This window comes from Ancylomarina sp. YFZ004 (genome assembly GCF_054254355.1).
Map to the genome: position 1 here is coordinate 92,597 of NZ_JBTCHQ010000010.1, position 16,765 is coordinate 109,361.

Below are 16,765 nucleotides of genomic sequence, written 5' to 3' on the forward strand. Positions count from 1 at the left end.
TATTAGATATTAAGACATATGCTTGAGATTTATCGCATATAAGGCTATAAATAGTACCGAGAAAAAACCTGAGAAAAATAGTGCTGAGCTTACGAACATATTCCAACCCAAAAAAACAGGACCTATAAATAGGAAACCAATTTGGGCAACAATATAGAGGTAAAAGCCAATTTTTTTCATCTGAAACATCATGATAGCACCAACTAGGCTTAAGGCATAGAAAATAAATTTAGTGAGTGTTATACCAAGAAAATTATCAATGGCTAATAGAGCCATATCCAGAGCTTGTTTTACAAATTCATCACCCGGGTTATTTCCTAATTGATTAAAAGCTTCATCAAACATTGAAGGTTGAAAAAAATCAAGGAATGGAGCAGCGAACATCCCCATAAGATTGAAAAAAACACCAAAGCCACTTCCAATGAAGGTCAAAATGCATAATACTGTAAGTAATATTGGACGAGGTTGTGGGTGAACAGATAGAGTTTCCATATTAGGTCTTGTTTAGTGTAATTCTTTATCTAATTAAATCTGTTTTTTTTGTCGGTATTAAATGTACAAAAAAGCAAACAATTAATTACATAAAATAGTTGAGTACTGTAAACAACTCGATTTTGATATCTCTATCCTCTTTGAATAAAACTTTATAGAACTAGATTAATAAAAGAAATCCCAATTATTGAGCATTAAATATTATTGATTATTAGTCGTTTAATCTATTATTGAAAAGCTATTGTAAAAAAGGTCTTAAATGTTTTTTTAATAGGTCTAATTGTCTATTTTTGGGAAATTGAATAGAGGTGGGGATTATGCTTCTTTGTAGGTAATTACAACTTGTAATTCAGAGGGTTGTAATCGATTTAATTAGTCCTTTATTCAATAAATTTAAGTTATGATTTTAATGTGTTTTTAGGATCTAACTTATAGAATAGCACTGACAGATATTATAAAATAAACAAAAGAAAACAACAACAATGGAAAGAGATACTCTTATTTTCGACCTGATTGGACAAGAACACAATCGTCAGAAAGAAGGAATCGAATTGATCGCTTCAGAGAACTTTGTAAGTGAGCAGGTAATGCAAGCTATGGGGTCATGTTTAACTAATAAGTATGCTGAAGGATATCCTGGTAAGCGTTACTATGGTGGTTGCCAGATTGTTGATCAAACTGAGCAGTTGGCAATTGATAGAGCTTGTGAATTATTTGGTGCAGAGTATGCTAACGTTCAGCCTCACTCAGGTGCTCAAGCGAATGCAGCAGTATTCTATGCTTGTTTGCAACCAGGTGATACTTTCTTGGGATTAGATTTGGCTCATGGTGGTCACCTTTCTCATGGTTCTCCAGTAAATCTTTCTGGTAATCTTTATAATCCAATTCCTTACCATGTGAATGAGGAAACTGGTTTAGTTGATTATGACGAGGTAGAAGCTTTAGCTTTAGAGCACAAGCCTAAAATGATTGTTGCAGGTGCTTCTGCTTATTCTCGTGATTGGGATTTCGTTAGATTGCGTGAAATTGCTGATAAAGTTGGTTGTTTATTAATGGCTGATATTGCTCACCCTGCTGGTCTTATCGCTAAAGGTCTTTTGAGTAATCCAATGCCTTATGTACATATAGCTACAACTACTACTCACAAAACTCTTCGTGGACCTCGTGGTGGTTTGATCATGATGGGTAAAGATTTTGAAAATCCTTGGGGACAAACAACTCCAAAAGGGGTTATCAAAATGATGTCTCAAGTATTGAATTTTGCTGTATTCCCAGGACAACAAGGTGGTCCTTTGGAGCACATTATTGCTGCCAAAGCTATTGCTTTTGGAGAGGCTTTAACTGATGGCTACAAAGACTATGCTGTACAGATGCAGAAGAATGCTAAGGTAATGGCTGAAGAGTTCATTAAACTTGGTTACAAGGTTGTTTCTAACGGAACTGATAACCACTCTATGTTGGTTGACCTTCGTTCTAAATTTCCAGAAATTACAGGAAAGAAAGTTGAGAATATATTGGTTAAAGCTGATATCACTATCAATAAGAACATGGTTCCATTTGATACACGTTCTCCTTTCTCTACTTCAGGTATTCGTATCGGTACTCCTGCTATCACAACTCGTGGTCTTAAGGAAGCTGAGATGCCAATTATCGTTTCAATGATTGATGAGGTAATCTCTAACATCGATAACGAAGAAGTAATTGCTTCTGTTAAAACTCGTGTAAATGAATTGATGACTGAGCGCCCAATGTTTGCTTGGTAATCTTTTATTACTGATATATTTTAAAGGCTGCCCATTGGGTGGCCTTTATTTTTATACCTTGTCAATGTTTTTTTGATATTAGTTGGATAAATTATGGAATGGTACTCTTATATTTTAGTTGTTTTAGCCGGTGTATTTGCTGGTTTTATAAACGTATTAGCAGGTAGTGGATCGATACTAATATTGGCTTTACTCATTTTTTTAGGCTTGCCAGCTACCGTGGCTAATGGAACCTTACGTATTGCTATATTAATGCAAAATATTGTAGGTGTAGCCAGCTTTAAACAGCAGAAAGTTTTCAACTACAAGGAAGGAATCGGTTTGGCATTACCCGCTATTGTGGGATCTGTTTTTGGGGCAATATTTGCTGTTAATATCAATGAAGAAATCATGGAGAAGACCATTGGCGCTATCCTGATTGTTCTTTTCTTTATTGTGCTTTATAAGCCAGATGCTTGGGTTAAAGGTCAAGTAGGGAAGATGGGCAAACGCCCCAGTTTGAGTCAATACATTATTTTCTTTTTTATTGGATTTTACGGCGGATTTATTCAGGCAGGTGTCGGGTTTTTCTTATTGGCAGGTTTAGTGCTTGGTGCAGGTTTTAATCTAGTGAAAGCTAATGCTATTAAAATATTTATAGTCCTTCTATATACCGCTTTTGCTCTTGTAGTATTTATTTATAACGATCAGGTTGACTTTAAAATTGGTTTAATACTTGGTTTAGGTAATATGATAGGGGCTTGGTTCGGAACGAGATTCGCTGTTAGCTGGGGAGCCAAATACGTTCGTTATATCCTAATGGGAGTCATTGTTGTAGCTTCAATCAAATTCTTAGGTGTATTTGATCTAGTTATGATGATACTAAAATAAGAAGTTGCTAGAATTTAATCCAATTGAAAATGATAGGTAATGGTTCCACGCTGATAAGCTGGAGCTTTACTATCTGAATTAAATTTTGCTTTTAAAGCAGCTCTCTTAGCAGCTTCAAGCAAAGTAATGTTTGTAGTTGTAGATCCAGTGACTCCAGGTCGTGCGCTTGTTACTTTTCCATTACGGTCAACCGTTACCTCTACCACCACTTTTCCACTTTCCTGTAGGTCGTATTTTGGTTTAGGTATCGATATAGAATTTCTTCCTTTTAGATCAAATGAGTAACCTTTATTACCTAGGCCATTACTTGTATAGTTATTTGAATCGGGTGACCCATTTGTTTTTCCTTGATTGCCGGAAGGAAAAGTCTTTCCTTGTGAACTCGCATTTGATGTGCCACTACCAAAAGCATTCTTCGTTTTATTATTAATGCTTTTAATCTTCTCTTGACGAGCAAGCTCGGCTAATCTTTCACGCTCTAGCTCAGCCAATCTTTCTTGTTCTGCTTTTTCCTCGTCTAGTCTTTTCTGCTCAGCAATACGTTTTTTGTTGGCTTCAATTTTTCTCGCCTTGTCTTGTTCTTTTTTTAACTTTTTAGTCTTTTCTTCCTTTGCCTTTTTTCTTGCAACTTCTTCAGCAGAAGGTAAAGCAGGAGCATCTTCAGTATTCTGAGTTAATATTTTTTCCTTTGGAGAGCTTGCTGTCTTTTCAACTGGTTTTACGGCTTCTTTCTTTTCAACAACAGGCTTGGGTTTTGATTTCCTAGCAGGTCGAGATTGTGAAGGAGCTGGTCTTTTATTACCTGAACCTTGATCAGTATTACCAAAGTTAATTACAATACCTTCTTCCTCTGGTAAAGGAAGTGGCGTGCGGAAACCTAGAAAAAATAGGAGCGCAATGATTCCTGCGTGAAACAATAGTGTTCCCACAAATCCTATTCGTTTACTTCTGGTATCCTTCATAAATTAATTTGCTGATGTAGCTAAAATCAATTTATACTTATTGTTTTTAGCAATATTCATCACTTTCACAACTTGTTCCATGGGTACAGATTTATCTACATGAAGTGATATAGTTGGATCTTCATGCTGTGCTAGTAGAGCTTGTAATTTGCCTTCTAACGTTGAAAATGGAGTAGGTGTCGTTTCAATATAATAATTGTAATTTTTATCTATCGATACAGAGGTAATCGGGTTTGAAGCTGTCTGATTGCTACTTTTAGGTAATAATAACTTTAACGCATTGGGTGCTATTAAGGTTGATGTTACCATAAAAAAGATCAGCAACAAAAAGACAATATCAGTCATGGAAGACATGCTGAAATTGGGGTTGACTTTATTTCTAGATTTTAATGCCATAGTGTGAATTACTTGATTGGTTCATTCAAAAGATCCATAAATTCGGTTGTTGTTGCTTCCATTGTGAAAACGACTTTTTCAACCTTAGCAACCAAAATATTGTAGGCAAAATAAGCAATAATACCAACGATAAGACCAGCAACAGTTGTTACCATTGCCGTATATATACCGTTTGCTAAAAGAGATACATCGATATTATTTCCAGCATTTGCCATAGCATAGAAGGCTTGAATCATTCCCATAACCGTTCCAAGGAAGCCGATCATAGGTGCAGCACCAGCAACAGTAGCAAGAGTTGGCAGGTTCTTTTCAAGTTTAGAAACCTCAAGGTTACCTATGTTTTCAATAGCGGCATTTACATCGTTTAAAGGGCGACCAATACGTTTAACACCTTTTGAGATCATTCTTGAAACTGGCGTGTCATTCGACTCACAAAGTGATAAAGCTGAATCGATTTTACCTTCATGAATATAATCTTTAATACGGTTCATGAAATTATCATCCTTCTTCGAAGCTCGTCGAATTGCATAAAAACGTTCGAAGAAAATCCAAATGGCAATAACAGATAGAGCAAAGATAGGAATCATGATCCATCCACCTTTAAAAGCCAAATCAATAAAGTTAAGTGTTATTTCAGTGGACTTTGTGCCAGTTTTGCTTATAATATCCTCATTTTGAGCTATGTTCTGAAGTCCTGCAAGCATCGAAAGGTAATTCATATTGTCAATTTTCTGATTAGTCGATATATAAAAAAACGAGATATAATATAAAATATTATATCTCGCTAAATTAATATTTGTAATTTCTTCTTCGACTATATCGAGGATCTTTTTTTTCAGTTTCCTCAAGTCAAACTTTTAAGGGTATTGCTACCAGTAAATTGTGTCTTATAAAATGTATGTTGCTTGTAAATAGAAAGCACCAGCACCAGCTAAATAGCCGATAAGAGCAAGAAGAGATATTTTCTTAAAATACCAGATGAAATCAATTTTTTCCATTCCCATGGCAGCAACACCTGCAGCAGAACCAATAATTAAGATAGATCCTCCTGTACCAGCACAGTAAGCTAGGAATTCCCAGAAGATACCATCTTGCATAAAGTGAGCAGTATAACCTACAGCCTCAGGTCCGGCGATATCGTACATTCCCATTGCAGCTGCAACTAAAGGTACATTATCAACGATAGCAGAAAGGACTCCAATAACCAAGTTAATACCATATACATTATGAATGTTAGTATCTAACCAGGTAGCCAAAATGTCAAGGTGTCCAGCAGATTGCATACTTGCTACAGCAGAAAGGATACCTAAAAAGAAAAGTACTGTTGGTACATCTACCTTTTTTAGTACACCTGTAACATTTAAACGAGATTTGTATTCTTTACCTTTATTACGATGCATGATTTCTGTTACAACCCACATTATTCCAAGTCCGAATAACATACCTAAGTAAGGAGGTAAATGAGTTACCGTTTTAAAAACAGGAACAAAAAGAAGAGCAGATACGCCTAAGCATAGGATGAAAAGTTGTTCTTTAGGTGTTGTGTACTCTATTCTATCAGCATCATTTAATTGTGGACGAGTGATATCCCCTTTTAACCAGAAGCTAACTACAATAAGAGGAGCAAGCATTGTTACCAAGCTAGGCAAGATTACGTGTCCAATAATATTTACAGTGGTTACTTGTCCACCAATCCATAACATAATGGTTGTAACGTCACCAATAGGGGACCATGCGCCACCTGCATTTGCAGCTAAAACAACCATAGATGCGAAAAACCAACGGTCCTTCTGATCATCAATAAGTTTTCGGATTAAGGCAACAAGTACAATTGTTGTTGTAAGATTATCTAAAGTTGCCGACATGAAGAAAGTTAAGATGCTTAATATCCAAAGAAGCTTAACTTTATTAGTTGTTTTAATTTTATCAGTAATGATCTTAAAACCTTGGTGTTGATCTACGATTTCAACAATAGTCATGGCTCCCAAAAGGAAGAAAAGAATTGCGGAAATTTCAGAAAGATGATGAAGAACTTCATTATGCGTAATAAAATGAAGCATACCTTTGGCCGTATCTTCATCAGGGTTGAGAAGTACGAACTCATTCCACGCTCGACTTACTCCCGAACCAAGTATATCAACGCCTCCAAACACATAAAGTGCCCAAGTTATTGTTCCTATAAGCAGAGCAGAAGCTGCTTTGTCAATCTTCAATGGATGTTCGAGGGCAATCGCAATATAGCCAAGAACAAAAACCACGACCATTAATGTAAACATATTATTTTTTTTAAATAGTTAATTAATTGATTTTTGTAGATGTCTAATATAGCTATATTTAACTATCCAGAATATGCTGTATATTACCTAAACACTAATAAAAGTGTATATGCTGTAATTTAGAATGAGCTTTAATAAAAATAGGTGAGTTTGAATTATTAGATTGCTAAAATTCAAAATAAAAGGAATGTTTTGCTAAGTTTTTGTTACTCAGTCTTTTTGTCTTTTTTGTTGCTTCTTAAAAAACTCAGGTATTTTCTGAATAATTCACCGACAGTGTTGAAATCTTCTTTATAAAATATACCAACACCTTGGGTGTTTCGAGAGGCATAATCGGATAAATATTCGTTTGATCGGGTAAAAGCCTTCATTTGAAACTTCCCTTTTTGATCAAGCTTTATATTCACGTCAAAGTCACCAACAATATCATTGTCTTGATTTTGGTTGGAATTGGAGTTGGTTCCTAAATTACCATTGATAGTAACTTTATCGTTGAAAACTTGTGTTGAGAGTGCGAATTCTATTTCATCACCGGTAATATTATCCCCGGGGCGGTAACTGAATCCAACATCAAATTTATTACTAATCTGACTAAGCCAGTTAGATAATTGATTAGATAATAGCTCACTAGTTGTGACCCCAACTGCATAACTTGAATTTTTGTTTTCAAACTCAGGATCTGTAGACCTCATATACTCTGGAGTATAAAAACGGTTCAATACGAGTAAAGATAAAATTTGTTTATTCATTTCATCTTCTGTTGAGAAGAGAGCTTCTAAGATACTTTGAGTTTGTTGATCGAGTGATGGAAAATCAATATCAAAACGAATAATCGGATTGCTAAGCTGTTGACTTAGGTTCATATTACACTGAACTTGTATCTTTTTAGTATTATCGACGTAAGGCGTATTCAATAAAAGATCGTATAGTGTCGTCTTTACATTGTATACGGCATTGATATCAATTGTTGCACTATAAGGATCTCCATTCCATTTGATAGTTCCACCATTTGATAAATCAAATTTCTTGTTGATTACATTCTGAAGCGTAAATAAATAACTTCCTGTGTTAATGGTGTAGTTACCGTAAATATTAAAATCACCTTTTGTATCAATTCCTAGTTTTAGGTTACCATTACCATTGGCTTTTATTATATCTCCAATTTTAGGATCTAAAATGATTTGTATGTCGGTTTCTGGCGTAATTTCAAGATTGCAATTTAGTTTTATACCACTTAGATCAATATCATATTTTTCCTTTACGATTTCGACTGTTTCGTAAGAGTTAATAAAAGTGATAAAATTACTTTTTTCAATGTCACCTGTCTTATTAAGAGGGATGTATATGCGCGTATCTTTATTTGTTTTTGCATCAATCTCAATTTCTATATCATCAGGAGAGCCATATAAATGTGTAATGCCTGTCATATAAGCTTGACCGTATAAAAGCTCATTGTCAGTAATTTTTGTATTAAGAAGTTTGAAGTTTTTGGTAGTTAGAGCTAGATCTAAACCAATATTTTCGAAATCGTTAAGTGTGATGGCACCATAAATTTCAGCCAGATTATTCTCAGAATCATAGAATTTAAAGTTATTAAATTGTATTTCTTGAGGTGTTAAAATAATACTGTCATTACATGAGTATTTTGTTTGCAACTCATCAATTTTAAAGCTCGTATCTAGGAATTTAAGCTTGCCATAAAAGCGAGGTAAACTGCTGGGACCTTCTACTTTCAGGAATCCACCCAATCGTCCTTCCAATTCAGATATATTACCATCCAAATAAGGTCGAAGTGCATTCATGCGCATAGAATCTAAGGTGAGACTTAGATTAATTGAATCTGAAGCAGGAAAATAGCCTCCCTCAATATTAATTTCTCGCTTATTGTTATGAATCGCATATGATTCTACGGAGAGTTTTTGTTCAATTTTATCCCAATCACTTTTAAGATAGAAATCTCCAATCGTATCTTTATTAAAAGTCAAATTATCAAGAACAAGATCAGCTTTGGTTAGGCGATCTCCATAAAAGTCTGAAAGCTGAAAATAACCTCTAGTATTACCATCAACACCTAAATTCTTACTGTCGGTAATGGTATTTATATTCTTTAAGCTGATATTATTAATTTGACATTTAATTATATCTTCAACTTGAGTTGATACCTTACCATCTATTGATAAGAATTGATCATTTTGACTAATACTGAATTGATCGATGGTATAACTCGTACTGTCTATTTGAATGTGTGATTGGCTGATTTTCCAAGTGCTATCGGCAAGAATCACAGTACTTGGCAGAATATCAATTTCCCATTTGGGGTCTGAATTCAGTGTTTCTGAGCTGGCAATTCCGATGACTGATAAAGAGCCACTATAGGTTTTTGCACCCCAGTTATTCCAGTTTAAATCGTATTTGAGTTGGTTATTTTGGGCTTCAATCTGATGTGAAAGATTGAAAATGTTATAATCATCTGTGAAGGAAAATTTATCACTACGTCCTTTTAAAGTAAGCTTATTATTATCGGTGTTCAAGCTAACCTTAATTCCCTCAATAATTTTTGAATCGTAATTTAAGGATGGAATGTCAAGCTTAAGAATTAAGGAATGCTCTTTAGCATTAATTTCTCCATTCAGCTGACTTTGTGGTGCTAAGTTTATTTCTGGGTAAATTAATTCGGTTAATCCAACATTTTCTTTTAATAAAAGATCGAATTCAAATTTATTGGTTGAATCAATTTTTGTGTATGATGAATCTGGAGCATAAGCTGGAAGATAGTAATATATCATGTTTGATAAGGACGAAACAAGCTCTCCGAGTTCGTAATTACCTTTTACACTTAAATCGGCCAAATCTGACTTCAAATCAAACTGTTTGAGCTCAGGAGTGGTTTTAGAATCGATTTTAATCTCATTTAATTTGTATTCTCCTCTGCCGTTCTTGTATTCAATATTATTGATGATAATATTACCATTTGCATTATCAAATCGAGCACCGGTAAAATTTGCATTTAAGCTCAAATTGAGTTCTGCGAGTTCATCTTTTGTATTTAGATGTAGAGGGAATAATTTAGCATTCTTCAATTGAGATTCGAAATTAACTACTGGAGTCTCTTTCGAAAAGTCGATTTTACCTGTAAAGTCAAAGCCAATATTTGGGTCGAGAAGTGAGATTTTACCATCAAAATGTTTATCAGCGAAATACCCATCGAGTGATAAATTCTTGTAATCGTAATCAAAGAAATTGAATTTAGTGATATTACCCTTCATTACTCCCTGAGTTACATCTTTGGAAGTTGAACCTTTCAAGGCTAAATTCATCGATACTTTTCCGATTTTTTCTTGACTTAATAGATTTCCAAGGTTAAAATCTTGAGTATTGATATCCCCTGTGAAGCTTAGGTTGTTTTCTGTAAGGCTAGGTTTAAGTAGAATATCGGTTCTAATATCACCTTGGTCAGTTTGGAAATTTCCATAAAAGACAAAATCATTTATGAATCCATTGAACTTACCTTGATAATGAATGAGCCCTAAATTATCAAGTTGGCTGGGAAGCTGAATGTGATTGTCTTTATAATTTGGGATATATACATTTTCAATGTCAGCAATGCTAGTGGTCAGTTCTTTGAAGTCAGCTTCAAGATATGAATCCGCAATTTTAGGAAGACCATTCATATAAAACCGACCTTTGAAACTGGTTTGATTACCATATAGGATATTGATATTACGCCCCTTTAGATCGTAAATGGTACCATAAATATTCCCTGATAAAAACCCAAATTCTTTAAATCCTAAAAGCTTGTCATTAAAATAGGCAATATCTTCAAAATTAATTTTTGACGATTCGATTTGAAAATCCAGTTCCATCTTCTTTGTAAACTGTCTCCAATACCCTTGTCCAGTTTTATAATTCAAGAGTATTTGACGTGCAGATAGTCGACTTTTAGGTGAGACGAATGTAACTTTAGACATGCCCCATTGAGTGGGTGTAATCCAGCTATGAGTTTTAAAATCTTTTAATTCAAAGCCTGATTTTTCAACACAACTCATGTGTTTCATATCGAAATCAACAGAATCGCCTATGATTTTAATATTACGAGCTTGAAGTTTAATGTTTCTAACATCAATATCGTCGTAATTCATCCCGAAAGCTTGCTTTTTGGCCTTACTAGTTACAAAGCTAAAATGAGAATTAATTAAATCGAGATTGGAAACATTAATGTCCCACGATTTTTTATGGATTGAAGTGTCTTGTGGGCTTTGTTTTTTAGAAAGCGAATCAATAAAAACCTGAAGGTTTTGTTTACGATCCTCGTCTTCGTACAAATTAAAGTAAGCTTTATTTAGGATAAGTTTACCAATATAGGCTTTTCGTGTTTTGAAATTTATTGAATCGAGCTTCGATTTAAGTTCTCCAACATAAATCAAAGTGTCTTGTTTATAGTCTTCAACGTAAATACCTTTGAGGATAATGCTTTTAAAAGGAGAAAAATCTACACCTTCAATCGTAACAGGCGTATGGGTTTGCTCTGATATAGATTTGGCTATCTTTTGACTGATATAAGTCTGTACTCGAGGGCTCAAAAATATAAGATATGCCAATATAAGCACCATAATGATACTTGCTATGGCCCAAATTGATATTTTGAGAAATTTTTTAATAGTTTTGTGCTTTTGAGTGCAGTTGCACAAAATTAGATAAAAAGAAATAGAAAACAGCTTGTGAAAGCTGTGATTATAGTCTTTTTTAATGTTTTTACGTTAATTTTTAATTTAATGAGTATAACGATATTAGGAATTGAGTCATCATGTGATGATACGTCGGCTTCAGTTTTGCGCGATGGAGTGATTCATTCTAACATTACTGCCACTCAAACTGTGCATATGGCATATGGTGGTGTTGTGCCAGAGTTGGCATCTCGTGCCCACCAACAGAATATTATTCCAGTTGTTGATCAAGCTTTAAAGAAAGCCAATGTAACTGCTGATGATATTGATGCTGTGGCTTTTACGAGAGGACCAGGGCTTTTGGGATCCTTGATGGTAGGCACCTCTTTTGCAAAGGGTTTTGCTTTATCAAAGAATATTCCTTTGATCGAGGTTAATCATTTGAAAGCACATATTCTAGCTCATTTTATTGATGATTTGAAAAATACTTATGAGCATCCGAACTTTCCATTTTTAGCACTCTTAGTTTCAGGAGGTAATTCGCAAATTATAATTGTGAAAGATCATATGGAAATGGAAGTGATAGGTGAAACTATTGATGATGCTGCTGGAGAAGCTTTTGATAAATGTGCAAAAGTTATGGGAATTCCTTATCCAGGAGGCCCCGTAATTGATAAAAGAGCTAAGGAAGGAAACCCTCTGGCTTTTGAGTTTAATAAACCAAGAATACAAGGTCTAAATTATAGCTTTAGTGGGCTTAAGACATCATTTTTATATTTCATTCGAGATAAAGTGAAGGTGAATCCTAACTTTATAGAGGAAAATATGAATGATATATGTGCATCAATTCAAAATACAATTGTTGATGTGTTGATGAATAAGCTTAAGCGTGCTGTTAAAGAGACTGGAATAAAAGAAGTGGCTATTGCTGGAGGTGTCTCGGCTAATTCAGGACTTCAGAATGCAATGAAGGATGCTGCTGTTAAGATGGGCTGGAAAGTCTATATTCCACAGCTTGGTTACTCTCTTGATAATGCTGCAATGGTAGCTGTTACAGGTTATTTTAAATATCTAAAAAATGATTTTGTGGAACAGGATACAGCTCCTTTTGCTCGAATGACTATCAAATAAAATGAAGCAGCCTTGAAATATTTTTTCAAGGCTGCTTTTTTTATATCTTCTGAATTTATTCTTTAGTAATGTTTAGGTAACCCTTTAAAACTATGATGTCTTCATCAGAAAAATCTTTTAGGCAAATTCTAAACTCTTCTTGTTCTTTCGTTAGTACGATGAGTTCATAATTCTCCAACTTGAAAGCTTTGATATCTTTTCTATAGATTTTTGTTCGTCTTTTAAACCACCCATATTTATATTTTATCCTTCGAGAGTTTATTTTCAGATATTCACGAGGGTACATAAACTTACAGCCTAATAGAATTCCGATAGTATAGATAAATGCTATAAGAATTAAAAAAGGGGCAAAATATCTACATAGAGGTATGATTTCTAAGTATCTAACAAAGAAGTATAAAACAATAGCTGTGATGACAAATGCAATACCAACAGCTAACTGTTTACTCTTACCATTAAGTGCTTTAACCTTATGACTTCGGATATCGTATTCGAATTGAAGCATGGCAGTTTGTTTTTAAGATTTTATTCAAGTTACTCAAAATTGAATCAACATAAAAACCTTTGTTAGAATTCAAGACTATACCTATTATTCTTCAATGAGGATTTGTGAAAATAAATTGTTTCGTTGAATCATATCAGAATAAGAATCTGAGATAAAATCTTTGGGATTGATTTGAAGCAACTTTATATAGTAGTTACATTGCTCTTGAAGTTTATCTTTCGTGAGGATATTATCTTTGTTTGAAGCCTCAATCTCTAAAAATGTTCCAAGATCTTTGACTGTGTCAAGATGGAATTTCACATTGTCTATATAAAATATTTCTCTATCTTTTTCGACAACGCATTTGTTGCCAAGAGCTTTTTCTAATATCGTCTTAAGATTAGAATTTAGCTCGGTTTTGTAAAGTGTGAATTTACTTTCTTTACTACCTTCAATGTTTTCTCGTTCGTAATGGATTAAGTTGTTCTCAATAGTCCCTTCACGAAGTTTTAAACGTCCTTTGTTAGAATTGAAATAGGTGTCTTTTTGATGATCTGTACCTTTGGAATCTGCATTTTGACTTTTAAGGATCTCTCTAATCTTGCTTAAATCGCAACAACTTGCTTTGATTTCTATATTTATTGGCATAGTCTATTTTGAATAAATTAATTACTCAAAAGTAGAGATTAATTTGATATGAAGTTGATTTGTTTAGTTTTGAGATAGTATAAGTTCAGTAATTTTTTCAGCAATTTGATGAAGAGGTGTAATAAACTGTGGTTTTGCAATTTTATAAGCTGCTGAAGGCATGATTCTGGCAATAGCGTTTTCAGGATCTTCAACTATACAAATACCACCTAAATCATTTATTTGGAGTAAACCATAGGCACCATCCTGGTTTAAGCCAGATAGGACAACACCAATAAGATCATGTCTATAGCACCAAGCTGCTGTTTCGAAAAGAACATCTATTGAAGGTCTGGAATGATTGATTTTAGCATCTGTGGAGAGTGTGAAGGTCTCATCATCTTCAATCAATAAATGATAGTTTGGAGGTGCAAAGTAGACTGTCCCAGGAGAAATTGTTTCTTTTTCTTCGGCCTCCTTTACGCGTAATTGGCTGATGTCATTGAGAAATCGAATAAAAGAATCATTTTGATTGTCGCCAATATGGAGAACAACAATGACTGCCAGAGGAAAATCCTTTGGTAAAAGAGGAATAATAGCCTTTAGAGCTTCTAGTCCTCCAAAAGAAGTGCCAATTACTAAAGCTTTATACATGATTTGCTCAAGCTTTTCTTATAAATTTTCTGTTTATCATCCACATCTGAGAAACAGGATTCTTTGCTTGTGAATTTCAAACTTTCCTTTGAACCAAGACACAAATGACCACTAGATGATAGACTTTCATGGAATAAGTTTATCACTTTGTTTTGTAGGTCTCGATTAAAATATATGAGTACGTTTCGGCAAATAATTAGATTTACTTCTGCAAAAACAGAGTCAGTTACAAGATTGTGATCAGCAAAAACGACTTTTTTCACTAAGGATTGATCCAATTTAATAGATCCATACTTCATCGTATAAAAATTAGATAATTTAGATTTGCCTCCTGATTTTACGTAATTTCTCTCATATTGATCGATGTTACGAATAGGGTAGATGCCTTGTTTGGCCACTTCGAGAACTTTTCGGTTAAAGTCTGTAGCATAAATTTGGCAACGATCTAGAATGCCTTCTTCCCGTAAAAGTATTGCAAAGGAATAGACTTCTTCACCTGTTGAACAGCCTGCATGCCATATTTTAATGAATGGATACGTTTTTAGATTTGGAATGACATGTTCTCGAAATGAAGCGTAGAAATCAGGATCACGGAACATCTCAGTGACATTGATTGATAAATCTTCAAGTAGTTCAATGAAAAAATCTTTCGAACGCATTAGCTTGTCCTGCATTTGAGAAATACTTTCCAAATTACTGATGGCTAATCTGTGTACCAATCGTCTTTTAATATGAGAACGAGAATACCTTCGGAAATCATAACCATATTTTTGGTAGATAGCTTCAAGTATTAAAGGTATTTCGATATCGATATTCTCAAACTTATCGAGTTTATCTTGCTTGCCGGTCATCTTAATGAATAATTTTGATTCCTTGACTCAAAGCAGCCTTTAAGCCATCTTCTTTAAATGGCTTACTTAAAAAATTATTCATACCAGCATCAAGACATTGTTGTTTATTATCAGATGATGCATTTGCTGTTAGAGCAATAATATAAGTTGAATTGTCGATATTTTCATCTATCTCATAGCTTCTAATTTTAGATGAAGCATTAAGTCCATCAAGTACTGGCATTTGCATGTCCATAAGGATAATGTCATACCTTTTTTCTTTGTACATTTCAAGAGCTTCAAGACCATTTTTAGCAATATCACAAGTCAAACCTAGATGGCGTAAAGTTAAAACGGCTACTTTTTGATTGATAGGATTATCTTCTGCCACAAGAATTGTGAGATCTTGTGATAGTTCTTTGTTGTTGCTAAGACCTGTTATCATTTCCTGTTCTTTATATTCGAATTTGAGTTCAAACATGAACTCCGAACCTAAATCTTGTTTACTTTGAAGAGTGATTTTACCACCCATTAAATTGGTTAGATTTTTTGAAATTGCGAGCCCAAGACCAGTTCCTCCATATTGTCTAGAGATAGAACTGTCAGATTGAGTGAATTCTTTGAATAATGTCTTTTGTGCCTTATCTGGGATTCCAATTCCAGTGTCTTTTACTGAGAATAATATAGATACCCACTCCTTGTTTTTCTCAAGCACCTTAATTGTCACATTAACAGCACCCTTAAGTGTGAATTTAACCGCATTATTGGTTAAGTTCATGATGATCTGGTTTAATCTAAAAGAATCTCCTCTTAGAACTTTTGGAATGTTTTGGTCAATATCTATATTAAAACTAATTCCTTTTTCAACAGCTCTATAGTTGAGTAGTTGGTATATCGTATCACATAATTTTCTAATATCAAAATCAATACATTCTAAGTCAATCTGTCCTGCTTCAATCTTTGAGAAATCGAGAATGTCATTTATAATTTGTAAGAGATGTTCGCCTGATGTTGTTACAACATTGAGCATATCATGATGTTCTGAATTCTTCGTTTCATTTTGCATTAAGCGAGAAAGACCCAATATGCCATTCATAGGAGATCTGATTTCATGAGACATATTCGCTAGAAACATCGATTTAGCTTGAGTGGCTTCTTCAGCTTTATTTTTAGCTATAATTAGTTCTTCATTTTTATCCTCAAGATATTTTAGTACAAGGTCTAATTCTTTTCTTTGTCGGTATAGATCAAGGAAAACGCTTACTTTTCCTTTTAGAACTTCTGGTATAATTGGCTTTGGTATAAAGTCCACAGCACCTGTTTCTATTCCTTTTATAATGTGAAAATCACTTTGATGTATGGCTGAAACAAAGATAACAGGAAGGTATTTAGTCTTTTTTCTGTGACGCATTAATTCCAATGTTTCATAGCCATCCATACCAGGCATTTGAACGTCGAGAATGGCCATTGCAAACTCATTTTTTAGCGTACACTTCAATGCCTCTTCACCAGAAAAAGCTCTAATGATCTCAACATTAAAATCGCTAAGAATATATTCAAGACTTATTAAATTCTCTTCTTTATCGTCTACTATTAGTATTTTGTCCTTATTCATA

Annotated in this window: 14 protein-coding genes; 3 read left to right on the forward strand and 11 right to left on the reverse strand. The window is 34.1% G+C overall.

Annotated elements, in window-relative coordinates; genetic code table 11:
* Nucleotides 1-9: 9 nt before the first annotated feature.
* Nucleotides 10-492: a hypothetical protein gene (locus ACXR6G_RS15350; protein ID WP_458362322.1), complete on the reverse strand. Its 483-nt coding sequence runs from the start codon at nucleotides 490-492 to the stop codon at nucleotides 10-12.
* Nucleotides 493-974: 482 nt separating this feature from the next.
* On the opposite strand from ACXR6G_RS15350, the gene glyA reads away from it, so the two are divergent.
* On the forward strand, nucleotides 975-2,255 hold the full coding sequence (gene glyA, locus ACXR6G_RS15355) for a serine hydroxymethyltransferase (RefSeq protein ID WP_458362323.1): 1,281 nt from the start codon (nucleotides 975-977) through the stop codon (nucleotides 2,253-2,255).
* A gap of 93 nt (nucleotides 2,256-2,348) precedes the next feature.
* Nucleotides 2,349-3,125 (forward strand): sulfite exporter TauE/SafE family protein, encoded by a 777-nt coding sequence (locus tag ACXR6G_RS15360; protein WP_458362324.1) that lies wholly within the window; start codon nucleotides 2,349-2,351, stop codon nucleotides 3,123-3,125.
* A gap of 14 nt (nucleotides 3,126-3,139) precedes the next feature.
* On the opposite strand, the gene ACXR6G_RS15365 is transcribed toward ACXR6G_RS15360, so the two are convergent.
* The 5 genes from ACXR6G_RS15365 to ACXR6G_RS15385 all read right to left on the reverse strand — a co-directional run bounded on the left by ACXR6G_RS15365 (nucleotide 3,140) and on the right by ACXR6G_RS15385 (nucleotide 11,369).
* Entirely contained in the window at nucleotides 3,140-4,087 is a 948-nt protein-coding gene (locus ACXR6G_RS15365; protein WP_458362325.1) for a TonB family protein, read from the reverse strand.
* Between the two features lie 3 nt (nucleotides 4,088-4,090).
* On the reverse strand, nucleotides 4,091-4,483 hold the full coding sequence (locus ACXR6G_RS15370; protein WP_458362326.1) for an ExbD/TolR family protein: 393 nt from the start codon (nucleotides 4,481-4,483) through the stop codon (nucleotides 4,091-4,093).
* 8 nt (nucleotides 4,484-4,491) lie between these two features.
* Complete coding sequence (locus tag ACXR6G_RS15375) at nucleotides 4,492-5,202, reverse strand: MotA/TolQ/ExbB proton channel family protein (protein WP_458362327.1); 711 nt, start codon at nucleotides 5,200-5,202, stop codon at nucleotides 4,492-4,494.
* A 168-nt stretch (nucleotides 5,203-5,370) separates the two neighbouring features.
* On the reverse strand, nucleotides 5,371-6,759 hold the full coding sequence (nhaD, locus tag ACXR6G_RS15380) for a sodium:proton antiporter NhaD (RefSeq protein WP_458362328.1): 1,389 nt from the start codon (nucleotides 6,757-6,759) through the stop codon (nucleotides 5,371-5,373).
* A 206-nt stretch (nucleotides 6,760-6,965) separates the two neighbouring features.
* Nucleotides 6,966-11,369 carry a translocation/assembly module TamB domain-containing protein gene (locus ACXR6G_RS15385; protein WP_458362329.1) on the reverse strand — a complete coding sequence of 1,468 codons (4,404 nt, stop codon included), beginning with the start codon at nucleotides 11,367-11,369 and terminating at the stop codon, nucleotides 6,966-6,968.
* Nucleotides 11,370-11,531: 162 nt separating this feature from the next.
* On the opposite strand from ACXR6G_RS15385, the gene tsaD reads away from it, so the two are divergent.
* Nucleotides 11,532-12,554: a tRNA (adenosine(37)-N6)-threonylcarbamoyltransferase complex transferase subunit TsaD gene (tsaD, locus tag ACXR6G_RS15390; RefSeq protein ID WP_458362330.1), complete on the forward strand. Its 1,023-nt coding sequence runs from the start codon at nucleotides 11,532-11,534 to the stop codon at nucleotides 12,552-12,554.
* A 55-nt stretch (nucleotides 12,555-12,609) separates the two neighbouring features.
* On the opposite strand, the gene ACXR6G_RS15395 is transcribed toward tsaD, so the two are convergent.
* The 5 genes from ACXR6G_RS15395 to ACXR6G_RS15415 all read right to left on the reverse strand — a co-directional run bounded on the left by ACXR6G_RS15395 (nucleotide 12,610) and on the right by ACXR6G_RS15415 (nucleotide 16,764).
* Nucleotides 12,610-13,059: a hypothetical protein gene (locus tag ACXR6G_RS15395; protein ID WP_458362331.1), complete on the reverse strand. Its 450-nt coding sequence runs from the start codon at nucleotides 13,057-13,059 to the stop codon at nucleotides 12,610-12,612.
* Nucleotides 13,060-13,143: 84 nt separating this feature from the next.
* Nucleotides 13,144-13,686 carry a class IV adenylate cyclase gene (locus tag ACXR6G_RS15400; RefSeq protein WP_458362332.1) on the reverse strand — a complete coding sequence of 181 codons (543 nt, stop codon included), beginning with the start codon at nucleotides 13,684-13,686 and terminating at the stop codon, nucleotides 13,144-13,146.
* 63 nt (nucleotides 13,687-13,749) lie between these two features.
* Nucleotides 13,750-14,319, reverse strand: coding sequence for a chemotaxis protein CheB (locus ACXR6G_RS15405; protein WP_458362333.1), 570 nt, complete (start codon nucleotides 14,317-14,319; stop codon nucleotides 13,750-13,752).
* Complete coding sequence (locus tag ACXR6G_RS15410) at nucleotides 14,304-15,170, reverse strand: CheR family methyltransferase (protein ID WP_458362334.1); 867 nt, start codon at nucleotides 15,168-15,170, stop codon at nucleotides 14,304-14,306. Before ACXR6G_RS15410 ends, ACXR6G_RS15405 begins: the two co-directional genes overlap by 16 nt.
* 1 nt (nucleotide 15,171) lies before the next feature.
* A complete protein-coding gene (locus tag ACXR6G_RS15415; RefSeq protein ID WP_458362335.1) occupies nucleotides 15,172-16,764 on the reverse strand; it encodes a response regulator in 1,593 nt (530 codons plus the stop codon).
* Nucleotide 16,765: the final 1 nt, after the last annotated feature.